We start from the raw sequence: 13,684 nt of genomic DNA, 5'->3' as shown, positions 1-13,684 counted from the left end.
GGGAACGCAAATAAACCATTGTTTCCACAGGAACAATTTTCGATTTGGCATTGCAACAAATTTCCGTCACATTTCGTCCGAATAAGCGTCAGCATATCAGACAAATTCAAGGACGGAATTCATGCGTTTTGGTCGCATCGCGGCGTTCTGTGCCGCTTCAGTTTTGACCGGCACCCTCGCCGCTCCCGCCCTCGCCCAGAGCCCCTATGACGGCAACTGGCAGGTCGTCATCGTCACCAAGAGCGGCACCTGCGAGCCGACCGCAAGCTCCATGCTGACAGTTGCCGACGGCAGGATCACCGCGCCCGGCGCTAACGTTTCCGGCACCATCGGTAGCGGGGGACTTGTGAAAGTTTCGATCAATGGTGCATATGCCAACGGTCAACTCAACGGCAACGCCGGATCGGGGAAGTGGAATGGAGCATCTGCAGGCATACCGTGCAGCGGGCGGTGGGAAGCATCGCGCCAGTAAACCAAGTGTGGCTCGCGCCCGGAAGCGGCGGCTGCTGATCGCGGCCGCCGTTTTGTTTGCGGCAGGGATCGCCAACTCTGAAAGCAAGGCCCAGTCCGGCCCGTTCGCCCCGATGGCAGGAAGCTGGAGCGGCGGCGGCGTCGTCACGCTGGACGACGGCTCGACCGAGCGGATCCGCTGCCGGGCCAAATACGCCCCGATCGGCCCGACCATGGAGATGTCGCTGACCTGTGCCAGCGATGCCTACAAGTTCAACCTCGGAGCCAATGTCAGGGCCGAGGGCAGCGCCATCACCGGCAGCTGGTCCGAGGCCAGCCGCAACATCTCCGGCTCGCTCCAGGGCCGCGGCGGCGGCGGGAACTTCGAAGTGGTCGCCTCCGCGGCCGGCTTCAATGCCAACATCGCGCTGAAGACGAGCGGCAACAAGCAGAACGTCTCGATCCGCGCGGACAGCCAGTTCCGCGGCGCCAATATCTCGCTGTCGAAATAAGACTGTAGAGTGACACGGCAATCGATCCGGCGCCCGCGCCGGATCGATTTTTTTATGCGTTCGGCACAAACGCCGTGACCTCGATCTCGACCTTGGCCCGCTCGTCCACGAGGCCGCCGATATAGAGCAGCGTCGAGGGCGGGAAATTGCGGCCGAGCGTCTCCTTCCAGGCTGCGCCGATACCCACGCTCGCGGCCTCGTATTCGCTGCGGCTGGTCAGATACCAGGTCAGGCGGACGATGTGCTCGGGGCCGGCACCGGCCTCGGCCAGAAGCTTGATGATCCGCTTCAGCGCGGCTCCGACCTGCACCGCCAGGTCGGGCGCGTAGCTACCCGTCTCGTCGCCGCCGGTCTGGCCGGCCAGAACCACCCAGCGACCAGGGCCCTCCGCCACAACGCCGTGAGAGAAGCCGCGCGGTTTTTTCCATTCGGCCGGCTGCAAGATCTGCATGAGCGGAGTTCTCCCATTTTTTGTCGTTGTTCGTTGATGCCTTAGCACGTCGCCCTGCATCGCTGCATCCGCAGATTTGGCCGTTGCAAACGGTGGCGATGTCGTCGATACCGGCCGTCCTTTCACATTCCAACCTCCAACACCCTGCCCCCAAACCCCTGCCCAATGAGCGCGACACCGTCCAAAACGATGGCTGCATTGTGGATGGCCGGCTGGCTGTCGCTGATGCTGGTCATGGCGGTTGCCGGGCGCGAGACCACGCGTGAGCTCAACGTCTTCCAGATCATGGAAGTGCGTTCGGTGATCGGTCTCACGCTGCTCCTGCCGCTCATCTACCGCGCCGGCGGCTTCAAGGCGGTCGCGACCAAACGCCTGCCGCAGCACCTTGCACGCAATGGGGTCCATTATTTCGCGCAGCTCGGCTGGTTCTACGCACTGACGCTGATCGGAATCGGCCAGGTCGTGGCGATCGAGTTCACCATGCCGATCTGGACTGCGGTGCTGGCCGCAACGTTCCTGTCTGAACGCATGACGGTCTGGAAGATCGCCGCCGTCGTGCTCGGCATCGTCGGCGTCGTCATGATCGTGCGGCCCGCCACCGGGGAGATCAATCCCGGCCAGCTGATCGCGCTCGGAGCCGCAATCGGCTTCAGCGTATCCATGATTCTGGCGAAATCGCTGACCCGAACCGAGAGCGCATTATCGATCCTGTTCTGGATGATCATCGTGCAGATGGTCGTGGGCCTGCTGCCGACGCTCTATGTGTGGACCTGGCCGTCAGCCTACCTTTGGGGATGGCTCTTCGTCATCGGTGTCTGCGGCACTTTCTCGCACTATTGCCTTGCCAGCGCGCTCCGATATGCCGACGCAACGATCGTGGTTCCCATGGACTTCCTCCGGGTTCCACTGACGGCGACGGTCGGCTGGCTGCTGTATTCCGAGCGGCTCGACGCCTGGACCGTGCTCGGTGCTGTGCTGATCCTGTGCGGCAATCTCCTGAATTTGAAGCCGGTCTCAGCGATTCCCGCCCGCGCGGGGTGAACCTCGCGCTGCCTCGCGCGACAAAACAAAGTGGGCGTGTGATTTGGATCACGTTGGGAAACATTCCCATCGTGCACATTCGGCCACACAGCAGCGGGTTGCATGCAACGGACCGCCGTTTCGGTGGCGCGAAGTCGGGCACTTCGTGTAGGTTCGTTGCCAATTCGTTGCTGCCTGCAATTCGATTCTGGGGATTTCAGAATGCGCTACCTCACCCTCCTCGCTTCGCTGATGTGCATGGCGCTGTCGGTCAGTGCCGCGAAGGCCGATCGCCGCGTCGCCTTCGTCGTCGGCAACGGCTCCTACAAGAACGTCGCACAATTGCCGAACCCGCCGATCGATGCCAAGGCGATGGCGTCGACGCTGCGCAATGTCGGCTTCGAGGTGATCGAAGGCTCCAATCTCAGCCGCGACCAGATGACGGAGAAGCTGCTCGACTTCGGGCGCAAGGCGCAGGGCTCCGACATCGCGCTGTTCTATTATGCCGGCCACGGCATCGCCGTCAGCGGCACCAATTACCTGCTGCCCGTCGACGCCGACATCAAGTCGGAGATGGACGTCAAGCTGGGCGCCGCCATCAACATCGACCTGACGCTCGAGCAGACCATGGGCGATGCCAAGGTCAAGCTCGTGTTCCTCGATGCCTGCCGCGACAATCCGTTCGCCGCCAAGATCAAGTCGAACTCCGCGACGCGCAGCGTCAACGTGCAGAGCGGTCTTGCCGAGATGAAATCCGGCGAAGGCACTCTCATCGCGTTCGCCACCGGCCCCGGCCAGACCGCGCTCGACGGTCAGGAGGGCAACAACAGCCCGTTCACCCGTGCGCTGATCGACAACATCACCAAGCCCGGCATCGAGATCCAGCAGGCGATGACGTCGGTGCGCGCCCAGGTCAATGAAGAGACCCGCAAGGGTCAGCTGCCCTGGGGCCACACCAACCTGACCGGCTCGGTCTATCTCAACCAGGCTCCGACAACCCAGGTCGCCAACGCGGCGCCGACCGCTTCTGGCATCGTGCCGGCGGCGAGCGGCAGCTCGGACGGCGTCGAGCTCGAATATTGGCGCTCGGTGAAAGAGTCCAACAAGCCGGAAGAGCTCAACGCCTATCTCGCCGCCTATCCCAACGGTCAGTTCAAGGCGCTGGCGCTGGCACGCCTTGCGGCCATCAAGAGCGGTCCCTCGACCGCGACGCGCACCCTCAACGCCGGCGTCGATCCTGCGACCTTCACCGACGAGGCCACCCAGCTCACCGAGGATCAGATCGGCCTCGACAAAACCCAGCGCCGCGACGTGCAGCGTCGTCTCACCGGGCTCGGCTTCGATACCAAGCAGACCGGCGTTTTCAGCGATGAGACCCGGACCGTGCTCAAGCGCTGGCAGGCCGCGCGCGGCTATCCCTCATCGGGTTACCTCAACAAGCACCAGCACAAGGCCCTGATCTCGGAGGTCCAGGCCGCCCCGCCGACCGCGAGCGACACCAGCCAGAAGGCGGCCCGCCGTGCCGCCGCGCCCGCAGGCAGCAGCGCACCGGCACCGGCTCCCCAGCGCAGCAATCCCGGCGATGCCGCCGGCGCGGCGTTCGTGGGTGGCGTCGTCGGTGGCATGATGGGCGGCATGTTCCGCCGCTGAGATGCGGTGAGGTTGAAAACACAAAAGCCCGGCTCGCGCCGGGCTTTTTCTATTGTGCGACGGTGTCGCAGCATGCTCCTCATTGCGAGGAGCTCTTGCGACGAAGCAATCCAGAATCTCTCTGCGGATACATTTCTGGATTGCTTCGCTGCGCTTGCAATGACGAGGTTGGCTACTTCCCCGCGGCCTTGCGCAGCGCCTCGTTGATGCGGTCCTGCCAGCCGGGGCCGCCCTCCTGGAAGAACTCCAGCACGTCCTGATCGATGCGTAGCGTCACCTGCTCCTTGATCCCCGGTGCCACGTTCGGCTTCGGCGGCGCCGCGGCGACCTTGGCCGTCACCTTCTTGAACGCCGCCTCGGCCTCTGTCCTGGCATCGCCGAGTGTGCGCGGCCGCCTCGGTGGTTGATCTGCCATGTCCTAGATTCCCTCAAACAGCGCTGTCGAAAGATACCGCTCGGAGAAGGACGGCACGATCGCCAGGATGGTCTTTCCCGCCGCTTCCGGCCGCTTGCCGATCTGGAGCGCGGCCGCGATCGCCGCGCCCGAGGAGATGCCGCCCGGAATCCCCTCGTGCCGCGCCAGCGCGCGCGAGGTCTCGATCGCCGTCGTCGAGTTGATTTTCACGATCTCGTCGATCACGGCGCGATCGAGGATGTCAGGGACGAAGCCGGCGCCGATGCCCTGGATCTTGTGCGGCGTATGCTGTCCGCCCGACAGCACCGGACTTTCCTCCGGCTCGACCGCGACGACGCGCAGTGAGGCCTTGCGTGGCTTGAGCACCTGGCCGACGCCGGTGATCGTGCCGCCGGTGCCAACGCCGGCCACGAAGAAATCGATATTGCCGCCGGTGTCGTTCCAGATTTCCTCTGCGGTGGTGCGACGGTGCACCTCGGGATTGGCGAGATTCTTGAACTGCTGCGGCATCACCGAGTTCGGCGTCGTCTTCAACAGCTCCTCGGCGGCGGCGATCGCGCCCTTCATGCCCTGCGCCGCGGGCGTCAGCACCAGCTCGGCACCGAGAAATGCCAGCATCTTGCGCCGCTCGATCGACATCGATTCCGGCATCACCAGCTTGAGCCGGTAGCCGCGCGAAGCCGCCACGAAGGCGAGCGCAATGCCGGTATTGCCGGAGGTCGGCTCGATCAGCACGGTGTCGGGCTTGACGATGCCCGCCTTCTCCATCGCGATGATCATGGCCGCGCCGATGCGGTCCTTCACGCTTGCGGCCGGATTGAAATATTCAAGTTTTGCCAAAATGGTCGCGTTCACGCCGTGCATGCCGGGCAGCCGGCGCAAGCGCACAGTCGGTGTATTGCCGAAGGCCTCGACAATCGAGTCATAGATCCGGCCGCGGCCGGGTTGGTGCGCTGCACCCGTGTTGGACGATGCGTCCATGATGAACTCCCTGTGACCACATTTGCGCTTCTTACGCGGCTCATGCGCAGTTACGGATAGCCTGCGACGACACGCAAGCGACAATTGCGGCACATGTTAAATACGCTGCATCGCAAAATCGCGTGAGCTTTAATTAGCAGAAAACCAACGCATTTGTGTTGCGACCTCGTCAACTGATTCTGCTTATGTTAGACTTAGGTCTCAAAGCAGGGAGGTCACACGATGTCAGCAGTTGCTGAAGTGATGCCGACCGTAGCGCTAAGGCGTGATCCGCGTTGCAGCGAATTGCCGACCTGTCCCGTCTGCGCCGATTCCATGGTCGCCGCCGAAGCATCCGCCTACATCTCGGACCACGTCATCAGCTATCTCTGGACCTGCGACAATTGCGGCTACGGCTTCGTCACCAAGCACGCCGTCAAGCAGCGGATCGTGTGCAATTGAGCTTGGACCGTTGACCTAGCGCGGGGCGATATCGCCCCTCGCCCAGTCCGCGCGCGTACGCTGGTAGAACTCGTCGAACCTTCCCTGCGCGATCGCGTCCCTGATGCCCTGCATCAGGAACTGGTAGTAAGCGATATTGATTTCGGACAGCAGCATCGCGCCCAGCGTCTCGCCCGCCTTGACGAGATGGTGCAGATAGGCGCGCGCGCAGTTGCGCGCCGACGGCCATGAGCTCTCCTCATCCAGCGGACGCGGATCGTCGGCGTGGCGCGCATTGCGCAAATTCACCTGGCCGAAGCGCGTGAAGGCGACACCGTGCCGGCCATTGCGCGTCGGCATCACGCAATCGAACATGTCGATGCCGCGCTTGACGGCTTCGAGGATGTCGTCGGGCGTCCCGACGCCCATCAGATAGCGCGGGCGCTCTTTCGGCAGCAATGGTGCGGTCTCGTCGATCATCGCCAGCATCACCGCCTGCGGCTCGCCGACGGCAAGGCCACCGATTGCATAGCCGTGGAAACCGGTCGCGACGAGACCTCGCGCGCTCTCGTGGCGAAGCTGCGGGATGTCGCCGCCCTGCACGATGCCGAACAGCATATAGCCGTCGGGGGCGCTCTCGAAGGCGCGCTTGCTTCGCTCGGCCCAGCGCAGCGACAATTGCATCGCGCGCTCGATGTCGGCGCGCTCGGCCGGCAGCCGCACGCATTCGTCCATCTGCATGGCGATATCGGAGCCGAGCAAGCGCTGCACCTCGATCGAGCGCTCCGGCGACAGCTCGACCTTGGCACCGTCGATATGCGAGCGGAAGGTGACGGCGTTCTCGGTGACCTTTCGCAAGTCCGACAGCGACATCACCTGGAAACCGCCGGAATCCGTCAGCATCGGCCCGTTCCAGCCGGTGAACCGCTGCAGGCCGCCGAGGCCGGCGATCCGCTCGGCGCTCGGACGCAGCATCAGGTGATAGGTGTTGCCAAGCACGATGTCGGCGCCGGCATCGCGCACCTCGCGCCAGTGCATGCCCTTCATGGCGCCGGCGGTGCCGACCGGCATGAAGGCGGGCGTGCGCACCACGCCGTGAGGCGTGGTCAGGCGCCCGGTCCGCGCGGCGCCATCAGTGCCGAGCAATTCAAAGTGATTGGGAAGATCGTTGTCGGGATTCATGGCGGTGCTTATTGCGTGTCGGAGAAGGCCGATCAACCCGCCACGCGGCAGCCGGCGGGTGCTTCAGACTGGGACACGGTGGATTTTAGCGCCACCGCCCTTGTTAAACAAAACGATACAGTGTAGTTTTATCCTGGGGGCTGGACGAGAATGCCGCGGCAAATCTGCCGGCGGCAGTAAATGCGTGATCGCCAGCCACCGACAATGCCCTTCGCTTCCTGTTCGACTGATGTCGCCGGCCGCCCGCATGACTGGATCAGGCAGACAGGCGGCCGCCTGGCCGGATTTCTGCTCCTGGCGTGCAGCCTGGTGCTCGGCGCCTGTACCTCGCTGCCCCGCACGCCTTATACGGCCGCAGAAGCCAGCACCTCGCGCGTGCTCGAGATCGACGGCCTCAGGCGCTACGCCGACGAGCCCATCACGAAATTCAGCTTCGAGAAGGACACCAGCACCGCGACGAAGTCCTATCTGGCGCTCTCCGGCGGCGGCGCCGACGGCGCCTACGGCGTCGGCGTGCTCAACGGCTGGACCGCGGCCAGAACCCGCCCCACCTTCTCCGTCGTCTCGGGCGTGAGCACGGGCGGCCTGATCGCGCCGTTTGCGTTTCTGGGCTCGCAATACGACGACACGCTGAAGGAGGTCTATACCAGCGGCATCGCCGAGACCCTGTTGAATGATCCCAGCATCATGCGCGTGCTGTTCGGATCCGGCCTGTTCGGCAACACGAGGCTGCGCGAGCTCGTCGCCCGCTATGTCGGGCCGGAGATCATGGCGCAAGTCGCGCGCGAGAATGCCAAGGGCCGGAAGCTTCTGGTGGTGACGACCGATCTCGATACCCAGCGCACCGCGATCTGGGACATGGGCAAGATCGCCGCGGTCGGCACACCCGAGGCGCTCAAACTGTTTCGCGACGTGATGGCGGCCTCCGCCAGCATTCCCCTGGTATTTCCGCCGATCATGATCGACGCCGAGGGCCAGGGCCGCAAGTTTCAGGAGATGCATGTCGACGGCGGCGTGACCGCGCCGGTGCTGACGCTGCCGGAAGCCCTGCTGTTCCAGGGCAACCGTCTGCCGGGCAACGCGAAGATGGACATCTACATCCTCGTCAACAAGAAGATCGAACGCAATTTCGAGCTGGTCTCCAATGGCACCATCGATGTCGCCTCGCGCAGCCTGTCGGCGATCACCCAGTCGCAGACGCGCTCGATCATCTTCTCGACCTATGATTTCGCCAAGCGCAACCGCCTCGGCTTCCACCTCTCCTACATCGCGCGCGAGTATCCGGCGCCGCCGTCGGAAGGGTTCGACACCGGCTATATGCGGGCGCTCTATCAATACGGTTATGACAAGGCCGCTGCCGGTCAGGCCTGGAGCTCGACAGTGCCGTGAGACGGAACGAGGCCCTGCCGAAACCGTTGACGATGCGGCCAATCCGGCCAGATTCGCGATGACGCCTCCGCTCCTGCGCGATATAGAGCGAATGACGACTGTCAGAAACGCGCAGGAATCACTGGGCATGGGATTGACTGCGACCAGGACGAGACCGGCAGGGCCGCGGCGCGAAGTGCCGAAATCCCGCGGCGGCCGGCCGACGAAAACCGCCGCCATCGAGCGCGACCTGCGGCTGATCGAGGTCGCCACCCGCCTGTTCCTGGACCGCGGCTTCGACGCCACCTCGCTGGACGCGGTCGCGGAAGCGGCCCGGGTCAGCAAGCCCACCGTCTATTCCCGCTACGGCGACAAGCGCGGCCTGTTTGCCGCCGTGCTGAGACGCGAGATCGCGCGCTGGCTTGCCCCATTGTCGGCCGCCGCCGAGACGCAGCTCTCCAGCGCCTCCGACATCTCGGTCGAGCAGCGGCTGGTCGAGATCGGGCGCGAGATGCTGACATTCACCTGCGGACCCGACGCTGTCGCCTTCAGCCGCATGATGACGTCACAGGCCATCAACTTCCCCGACGTCGCCAAGCTCGGCAAGGAGGAAGGCTGGATGAAAGCCGTCGCCACCACGGCACGTTTCTTCGACCGTCTGGTGGCGCAAGGCGCGCTCGACATCGAGGACACCACAATTGCCGCCGAGGTGTTTCTCGACGTGGTCGTCGGTCACACCCACCGCATGGCGACGTTCGGGACTGCGCTCGAATTGAAGGCCGCCGAAAAGCGGATGCGCACCGCCATCAAGCTGTTCCTCGCCGGGGCGCTAGGACCTGCCGACCGCGTCCAAAGCACCACCAAAGCCTCGTCGCGGCGACGCCCCCCGCGCTGACAATTCCGTGAGATTGCGCGCTTTCCCCATGGGAAACCGCCCGCGCCGTTGACCAAAATAAAACGATACGGTATGGTTTAGTTATAAGCGATACGGACCGCTTTTTTCCCCAGCCCCAAAAGTGGCCCGTACCGCTGAGATCGCCGTGCCGGGTACAGCCCGGTGCGGCGCTCCGCGGCCGGCCGATGCCCAAGGCCGGCCGCGAATTCTTTACGATCATCCGGCACACTCGCTGGCCGAGGGTTTCGAGCATGACGACAGCCAAACGATGGACCTCGCGATTGCTTGTGATCGCCTTGCCTGCGCTGCTCATCGTCGCGCCTGCGCGGGCGATCGTGACCGCGGGTACGCCGACCGCCCTTCACAGCGACACAGATGGTGATGCCGAGGCCGACCGCCAAGCCGTCAGCCGTGAGATCGAGCGTTTCCGCAGCTCGTCGATCTCGATCAGCCAGGCCATGTCGATCGCCGAAGCCCGGCACGCCGGCGCCACCACGGCGGATGTGAGTTTCGACGGGGCCACCCGCGTGCCGGTGTATCGGGTGAAGACCCTGCACAACGACCGGATCTGGCGCCACACCATCAATGCCACGACCGGCGAGCTCGTCGGCGGCGAAGCCGCCCTCCCCCTCACTGAGCTCGACCACGAGGATCGCGACAACCTCGCAGCGCTCGGTGCGATCAGGCACCGCCTCGCCGATGCCGTGCGCGTCGCCGAACGCGCCGCCTCGGGCAAGGCGATCAGCGGCGGGCTGGTGCGCGAACGTGGCCGGCTGAACTTTTCGATCGTCGTCGTCAGCGGCGACGACCTCAAGGAGGTCACCCTCGAGCCGCCGGGCGCCAGGGCGAAATAGCGGGAGTCCGGCCCCGGGCATCGACCGGGGTGAAAAGCCATTGACGGGCGCAAAACTCTCCCGCATAAGTCGCCACCATGTTCACGACCACCAAACGCACGACCAAAACCACCACGGCCTCAGGGGCCCGGGGAGGCGTGCGCGCGTAGTCGTCGACTAAAACGCATCAGCTCTACGGCAAGCCCCGCCCTCGTTGGTCCGGGGCTTTTTTGTTGTCTCATTCGCAAATTCAATGGAGGACAAAGTGAGTAACGATCCCGTCGTCGCGATTGTCGGCGTCACCGGTGCGGTGGGCGCCGAATTCATCGCCACCATGGACAAGCGCGGCTTTCGCGTCGGCAAGCTCAAGGCGCTGGCCAGTGCCCGCTCGGCCGGCAAGACGGTGTCGTTCCGCGGCCAGCCGGTCGTGATCGAGGAGCTCACCGAGCGCTCCTTCGAAGGCGTCGATATCGCCCTGTTCTCCGCCGGCGGCAGCATCTCCAAGAAGTATGCGCCGATCGCGGTGAAGTCCGGCGCGGTCGTGGTCGACAATTCCTCCGCCTTCCGCATGGACCCGAACGTGCCGCTGGTGATCCCCGAGATCAACGCGAACCGCATCCGCGACCACAAGGGCATCATTGCCAACCCGAACTGCGCGGCGATTACCGCACTGGTGCCGCTGTGGCCGATCCACCAGAAGAACCGCATCAAGCGCGTGATCATCTCGACCTACCAGGCCGCTTCCGGCGCCGGCGCCGCCGCGATGGAAGAACTGGTCGAATCCACCCGCGCCAATCTCAACGGGCAGGTCTATACGCCGAAGGTGATGCCGCACCCCTACGCCTTCAATCTCTTCAACCACAACACCGCCGTCGACCCTGACACCGGCTACAACGACGAAGAGACCAAGGTCATCAAGGAGACCCGCAAGATCTTCGAGGACGAGACCATCGCGATTGGCGTCACCTGCGTGCGCGTGCCGGTGCTCCGCGCCCATTGCGAGGCCATCACCTTCGAATGCGAGAAGGAGATCACCGAGGACCAGGTCCGCGCCATCATGGCCCGGGCGCCCGGCGTGAAGGTCGTCGACGATCGCGCCAAGAACTACTTCCCGATGCCGATCGATGCCTCGGGCCAGGACGACGTCCTGGTCGGCCGCATCCGCAAGGATCTCAGCGATCCCTCCGGGCATTCGATCTCGATGTTCGTGGCGGCGGATCAGTTGCTCAAGGGCGCAGCGTTGAATGCGGTTCAGATCGCGGAGCTGTTGCCGCAGCGGGTGATGGCGTAACCGGCGCCGTAGGAACAGGTATCGTAGGGTGGGCAAAGGCGCGCAAGCGCCGTGCCCACCACTCTTCCCTATTCAAGAAAGACGTGGGCACGCTTCGCTTTGCCACCCTACAGCGCCGGCGCTTAGCCGCGCGACCTGAAGAGCAAGCACGCATCGCCATACGAATAAAACCGGTACCCGCTCGCAATCGCATGAGCATACGCCGCCTTCATCGTCTCCAGCCCCGAAAACGCCGACACCAGCATGAACAGCGTCGACTTCGGCAAATGGAAATTCGTCATCAAAATATCGACCGCGCGGAAGCGATAGCCGGGCGTGATGAAGATCGAGGTCTCGGCCGCGAAGGGCTGGATGGTGCCGTCTTCGCTCGCCGCGCTCTCGAGCAAGCGCAATGACGTGGTGCCGACGGCGATGATGCGGCCACCATTTTTCCGCGCGCTGTTGAGCCGTTCCGCCGTCTCGGCCGAGATCGTGCCCCACTCGGCATGCATCTTGTGGCCTTCGGTGTCCTCTACCTTCACCGGCAGGAACGTACCTGCCCCGACATGCAGCGTGACCTGGTTGATGCCGACGCCACGCGCGCGCAGCGCCTGCTCCAGCGCCGGGGTGAAATGCAATCCAGCGGTCGGCGCGGCGACCGCGCCTTCGTTCACGGCGAACATGGTCTGGTAGTCGGCGAGGTCCTGATCGTCGGGCGTGCGCTTGGAGGCGATGTAGGGCGGCAGCGGTGGGCTGCCGAGGTCGGCGATGGCCTGATCCAGCGTCGGGCCGTGGAACGAGAACGACAGCGTCACCTCGCCCTCGAGGCCCTTGGCCTCGACCTCGGCATCGAGATGGCCGAGCAGGCAGACCTTGCCTTCATTGCCGAAGCGGATGCGGTCGCCAGCTGTGAGCTTCTTCGCGGGCTTCACCAGCGCCTGCCAGTGCGAGCCGTCGAGCCGCTTGATCAGGGTCGCCTCGATCTTCGGCTCGGTCTCGCGGCCGATGCGGCGGCCCTTCAATTGCGCCGCGATCACCTTGGTGTCGTTGACGACGAGCTGGTCGCCCGGCTTCAGCCATTGTGCGAGGTCGCCGATGGTCTGGTCGCGCAGCGCGCCGTTCTCGACGACCAGCATCTTCGCGGAGTCGCGCGGGCTCGCCGGGCGCAACGCGATGCGCTCGGCGGGCAGGTCGAAATCGAACAGATCGGTGCGCATGTGGTGCCGGGCGCGACGGAGCCAGACCCTCATGGTGAGGAGGCGCGTAGCGCCGTCTCGAACCATGAAGGCCGAACTGCAGCAGGGTGGCCTTCATCCTTCGAGACGCGCGTTCCGCGCTCCTCAGGATGAGGGGCGACGCTTACTCAGCGTCCGCGGCCATCCGCGCCTTGACGATCTTGTCGGGGTTCTGCACCGGCTCGCCGCGCTTGATCTTGTCGACGTTCTCCATGCCTTCGGTGACCTTGCCCCACACCGTGTACTGGTTGTCGAGGAAGCGGGCGTCGTCGAAGCAGATGAAGAACTGGCTATCGCCGGAATCCGGGCTCGCGGCGCGCGCCATCGAGGTGGTGCCGCGCACATGCGGCTCCTTGTTGAACTCGGCCTTGAGCTTCTTGCCCGAGCCGCCGGTGCCGGTGCCCTGCGGGCAGCCGGTCTGCGCCATGAAGCCGTCGATCACGCGGTGGAACACGATGCCGTCGTAGAAGCCCTCCCGGACCAGTTCCTTGATGCGCGCGACATGGCCGGGCGCGAGGTCGGGCCGCATCTCGATGGTGACCGGGCCCTGGGTGGTCTCGAGGATCAGGGTGTTTTCGGTGGCGCTCATGCTCGTCTCTCTTGAGTTGGAGGTGAAGTCTTGTCAGGCGTTTTGCGGCTGCGGAACTGGATCGCGAATGGACGTCCCGCGGCGGCGCCGGCCATTGCCTCGGTAAATGGCATCGGCGTGCAGCGTTGCAACGCCTCCATCACCGCGATCCGGTATTGCAGCCGGTCATTGTCGGAGGCCTCCGTGGATTCATAGGAGATCCTCGGATGGCCCAGAATGTCGCCGGACCGGTTAAAGCTCACGACGACGGTGATGTCGAGTGGGCGGGCCTTGGCGGCCGGCGGCGGTTTCCAGCAGGTGCGCAGATGCCTGAAGATATCCTGGATGGTATTGACCTGCCTATCCTCGGCGGCAGCACTGGACACGCCGAGCAACAGCACCACAGCCAGGAGCTTGTCGCCACAGCGCGCCAT

16 protein-coding genes are annotated in these 13,684 nt (G+C 64.4%); 9 read left to right on the top strand and 7 right to left on the bottom strand.

Going from position 1 to position 13,684, the window contains the following annotated elements; genetic code table 11:
- Nucleotides 1–121 precede the first annotated feature (121 nt).
- Together XI04_RS17885 and XI04_RS17880 are read left to right on the top strand one after the other, a co-directional pair.
- Nucleotides 122–472, top strand: coding sequence for a hypothetical protein (locus XI04_RS17885; RefSeq protein ID WP_080670293.1), 351 nt, complete (start codon nucleotides 122–124; stop codon nucleotides 470–472).
- Nucleotides 417–962 carry a hypothetical protein gene (locus XI04_RS17880; protein ID WP_028144526.1) on the top strand — a complete coding sequence of 182 codons (546 nt, stop codon included), beginning with the start codon at nucleotides 417–419 and terminating at the stop codon, nucleotides 960–962. Before XI04_RS17885 ends, XI04_RS17880 begins: the two co-directional genes overlap by 56 nt.
- Nucleotides 963–1,014: 52 nt before the next feature.
- Here XI04_RS17880 and XI04_RS17875 read toward each other — a convergent pair whose 3' ends face one another.
- Entirely contained in the window at nucleotides 1,015–1,413 is a 399-nt protein-coding gene (locus XI04_RS17875; protein WP_212475482.1) for a RidA family protein, read from the bottom strand.
- A 165-nt stretch (nucleotides 1,414–1,578) separates the two neighbouring features.
- Between XI04_RS17875 and XI04_RS17870 the strand changes: the two genes are divergently transcribed.
- Nucleotides 1,579–2,454: a DMT family transporter gene (locus XI04_RS17870; protein ID WP_038949123.1), complete on the top strand. Its 876-nt coding sequence runs from the start codon at nucleotides 1,579–1,581 to the stop codon at nucleotides 2,452–2,454.
- A gap of 201 nt (nucleotides 2,455–2,655) precedes the next feature.
- Nucleotides 2,656–4,083 (top strand): caspase family protein, encoded by a 1,428-nt coding sequence (locus XI04_RS17865; RefSeq protein WP_212475483.1) that lies wholly within the window; start codon nucleotides 2,656–2,658, stop codon nucleotides 4,081–4,083.
- 172 nt (nucleotides 4,084–4,255) lie between these two features.
- Here XI04_RS17865 and XI04_RS17860 read toward each other — a convergent pair whose 3' ends face one another.
- Both XI04_RS17860 and cysK read right to left on the bottom strand, forming a co-directional pair.
- On the bottom strand, nucleotides 4,256–4,498 hold the full coding sequence (locus XI04_RS17860) for a BrnA antitoxin family protein (protein ID WP_028144522.1): 243 nt from the start codon (nucleotides 4,496–4,498) through the stop codon (nucleotides 4,256–4,258).
- A gap of 3 nt (nucleotides 4,499–4,501) precedes the next feature.
- Complete coding sequence (gene cysK / locus XI04_RS17855) at nucleotides 4,502–5,479, bottom strand: cysteine synthase A (RefSeq protein WP_095424116.1); 978 nt, start codon at nucleotides 5,477–5,479, stop codon at nucleotides 4,502–4,504.
- 222 nt (nucleotides 5,480–5,701) lie between these two features.
- Between cysK and XI04_RS17850 the strand changes: the two genes are divergently transcribed.
- Nucleotides 5,702–5,920, top strand: coding sequence for a hypothetical protein (locus XI04_RS17850; RefSeq protein WP_028144520.1), 219 nt, complete (start codon nucleotides 5,702–5,704; stop codon nucleotides 5,918–5,920).
- Between the two features lie 15 nt (nucleotides 5,921–5,935).
- On the opposite strand, the gene tgt is transcribed toward XI04_RS17850, so the two are convergent.
- On the bottom strand, nucleotides 5,936–7,081 hold the full coding sequence (tgt, locus tag XI04_RS17845; protein WP_095424115.1) for a tRNA guanosine(34) transglycosylase Tgt: 1,146 nt from the start codon (nucleotides 7,079–7,081) through the stop codon (nucleotides 5,936–5,938).
- A 204-nt stretch (nucleotides 7,082–7,285) separates the two neighbouring features.
- Here tgt and XI04_RS17840 point away from each other — a divergent pair, with 204 nt between their 5' ends.
- The 4 genes from XI04_RS17840 (at nucleotide 7,286) to XI04_RS17825 (ending at nucleotide 11,468) form a co-directional block, all read left to right on the top strand.
- Nucleotides 7,286–8,470: a patatin-like phospholipase family protein gene (locus tag XI04_RS17840; RefSeq protein WP_246554089.1), complete on the top strand. Its 1,185-nt coding sequence runs from the start codon at nucleotides 7,286–7,288 to the stop codon at nucleotides 8,468–8,470.
- Between the two features lie 127 nt (nucleotides 8,471–8,597).
- Nucleotides 8,598–9,344 (top strand): TetR/AcrR family transcriptional regulator, encoded by a 747-nt coding sequence (locus XI04_RS17835; protein WP_028144517.1) that lies wholly within the window; start codon nucleotides 8,598–8,600, stop codon nucleotides 9,342–9,344.
- Nucleotides 9,345–9,595: 251 nt separating this feature from the next.
- Nucleotides 9,596–10,198 (top strand): PepSY domain-containing protein, encoded by a 603-nt coding sequence (locus tag XI04_RS17830; RefSeq protein WP_038970390.1) that lies wholly within the window; start codon nucleotides 9,596–9,598, stop codon nucleotides 10,196–10,198.
- Between the two features lie 232 nt (nucleotides 10,199–10,430).
- On the top strand, nucleotides 10,431–11,468 hold the full coding sequence (locus XI04_RS17825; RefSeq protein WP_095424114.1) for an aspartate-semialdehyde dehydrogenase: 1,038 nt from the start codon (nucleotides 10,431–10,433) through the stop codon (nucleotides 11,466–11,468).
- A 122-nt stretch (nucleotides 11,469–11,590) separates the two neighbouring features.
- On the opposite strand, the gene queA is transcribed toward XI04_RS17825, so the two are convergent.
- The 3 genes from queA to XI04_RS17810 all read right to left on the bottom strand — a co-directional run bounded on the left by queA (nucleotide 11,591) and on the right by XI04_RS17810 (nucleotide 13,684).
- A complete protein-coding gene (queA, locus tag XI04_RS17820) occupies nucleotides 11,591–12,664 on the bottom strand; it encodes a tRNA preQ1(34) S-adenosylmethionine ribosyltransferase-isomerase QueA (protein ID WP_271610127.1) in 1,074 nt (357 codons plus the stop codon).
- Between the two features lie 142 nt (nucleotides 12,665–12,806).
- Nucleotides 12,807–13,271 carry a peptidylprolyl isomerase gene (locus XI04_RS17815; protein ID WP_028144513.1) on the bottom strand — a complete coding sequence of 155 codons (465 nt, stop codon included), beginning with the start codon at nucleotides 13,269–13,271 and terminating at the stop codon, nucleotides 12,807–12,809.
- Nucleotides 13,268–13,684 (bottom strand): hypothetical protein, encoded by a 417-nt coding sequence (locus XI04_RS17810; protein WP_271610110.1) that lies wholly within the window; start codon nucleotides 13,682–13,684, stop codon nucleotides 13,268–13,270. Before XI04_RS17810 ends, XI04_RS17815 begins: the two co-directional genes overlap by 4 nt.

Origin of the sequence: Bradyrhizobium sp. CCBAU 11430 (assembly GCF_028128855.1) — a bacterium.
In the GTDB taxonomy this organism is placed as follows: domain Bacteria; phylum Pseudomonadota; class Alphaproteobacteria; order Rhizobiales; family Xanthobacteraceae; genus Bradyrhizobium; species Bradyrhizobium ottawaense.
This window is presented reverse-complemented; position numbering and strand designations above follow the sequence as displayed.

Bases quoted from the DNA above. Each gene is read 5' to 3' on its own strand.
- tgt (WP_095424115.1), bottom strand. From the start codon at position 7,081: ATGAATCCCGACAACGATCTTCCCAATCACTTTGAATTGCTCGGCACT.
- XI04_RS17880 (WP_028144526.1), top strand. From the start codon at position 417: ATGGAGCATCTGCAGGCATACCGTGCAGCGGGCGGTGGGAAGCATCGC.
- XI04_RS17825 (WP_095424114.1), top strand. From the start codon at position 10,431: ATGGAGGACAAAGTGAGTAACGATCCCGTCGTCGCGATTGTCGGCGTC.
- XI04_RS17885 (WP_080670293.1), top strand. From the start codon at position 122: ATGCGTTTTGGTCGCATCGCGGCGTTCTGTGCCGCTTCAGTTTTGACC.
- XI04_RS17840 (WP_246554089.1), top strand. From the start codon at position 7,286: ATGCCCTTCGCTTCCTGTTCGACTGATGTCGCCGGCCGCCCGCATGAC.
- XI04_RS17850 (WP_028144520.1), top strand. From the start codon at position 5,702: ATGTCAGCAGTTGCTGAAGTGATGCCGACCGTAGCGCTAAGGCGTGAT.
- XI04_RS17835 (WP_028144517.1), top strand. From the start codon at position 8,598: ATGGGATTGACTGCGACCAGGACGAGACCGGCAGGGCCGCGGCGCGAA.
- cysK (WP_095424116.1), bottom strand. From the start codon at position 5,479: ATGGACGCATCGTCCAACACGGGTGCAGCGCACCAACCCGGCCGCGGC.
- XI04_RS17810 (WP_271610110.1), bottom strand. From the start codon at position 13,684: ATGGCGCGCTGTGGCGACAAGCTCCTGGCTGTGGTGCTGTTGCTCGGC.
- XI04_RS17865 (WP_212475483.1), top strand. From the start codon at position 2,656: ATGCGCTACCTCACCCTCCTCGCTTCGCTGATGTGCATGGCGCTGTCG.
- XI04_RS17870 (WP_038949123.1), top strand. From the start codon at position 1,579: ATGAGCGCGACACCGTCCAAAACGATGGCTGCATTGTGGATGGCCGGC.
- XI04_RS17875 (WP_212475482.1), bottom strand. From the start codon at position 1,413: ATGCAGATCTTGCAGCCGGCCGAATGGAAAAAACCGCGCGGCTTCTCT.
- XI04_RS17860 (WP_028144522.1), bottom strand. From the start codon at position 4,498: ATGGCAGATCAACCACCGAGGCGGCCGCGCACACTCGGCGATGCCAGG.
- XI04_RS17830 (WP_038970390.1), top strand. From the start codon at position 9,596: ATGACGACAGCCAAACGATGGACCTCGCGATTGCTTGTGATCGCCTTG.
- XI04_RS17815 (WP_028144513.1), bottom strand. From the start codon at position 13,271: ATGAGCGCCACCGAAAACACCCTGATCCTCGAGACCACCCAGGGCCCG.
- queA (WP_271610127.1), bottom strand. From the start codon at position 12,664: ATGCGCACCGATCTGTTCGATTTCGACCTGCCCGCCGAGCGCATCGCG.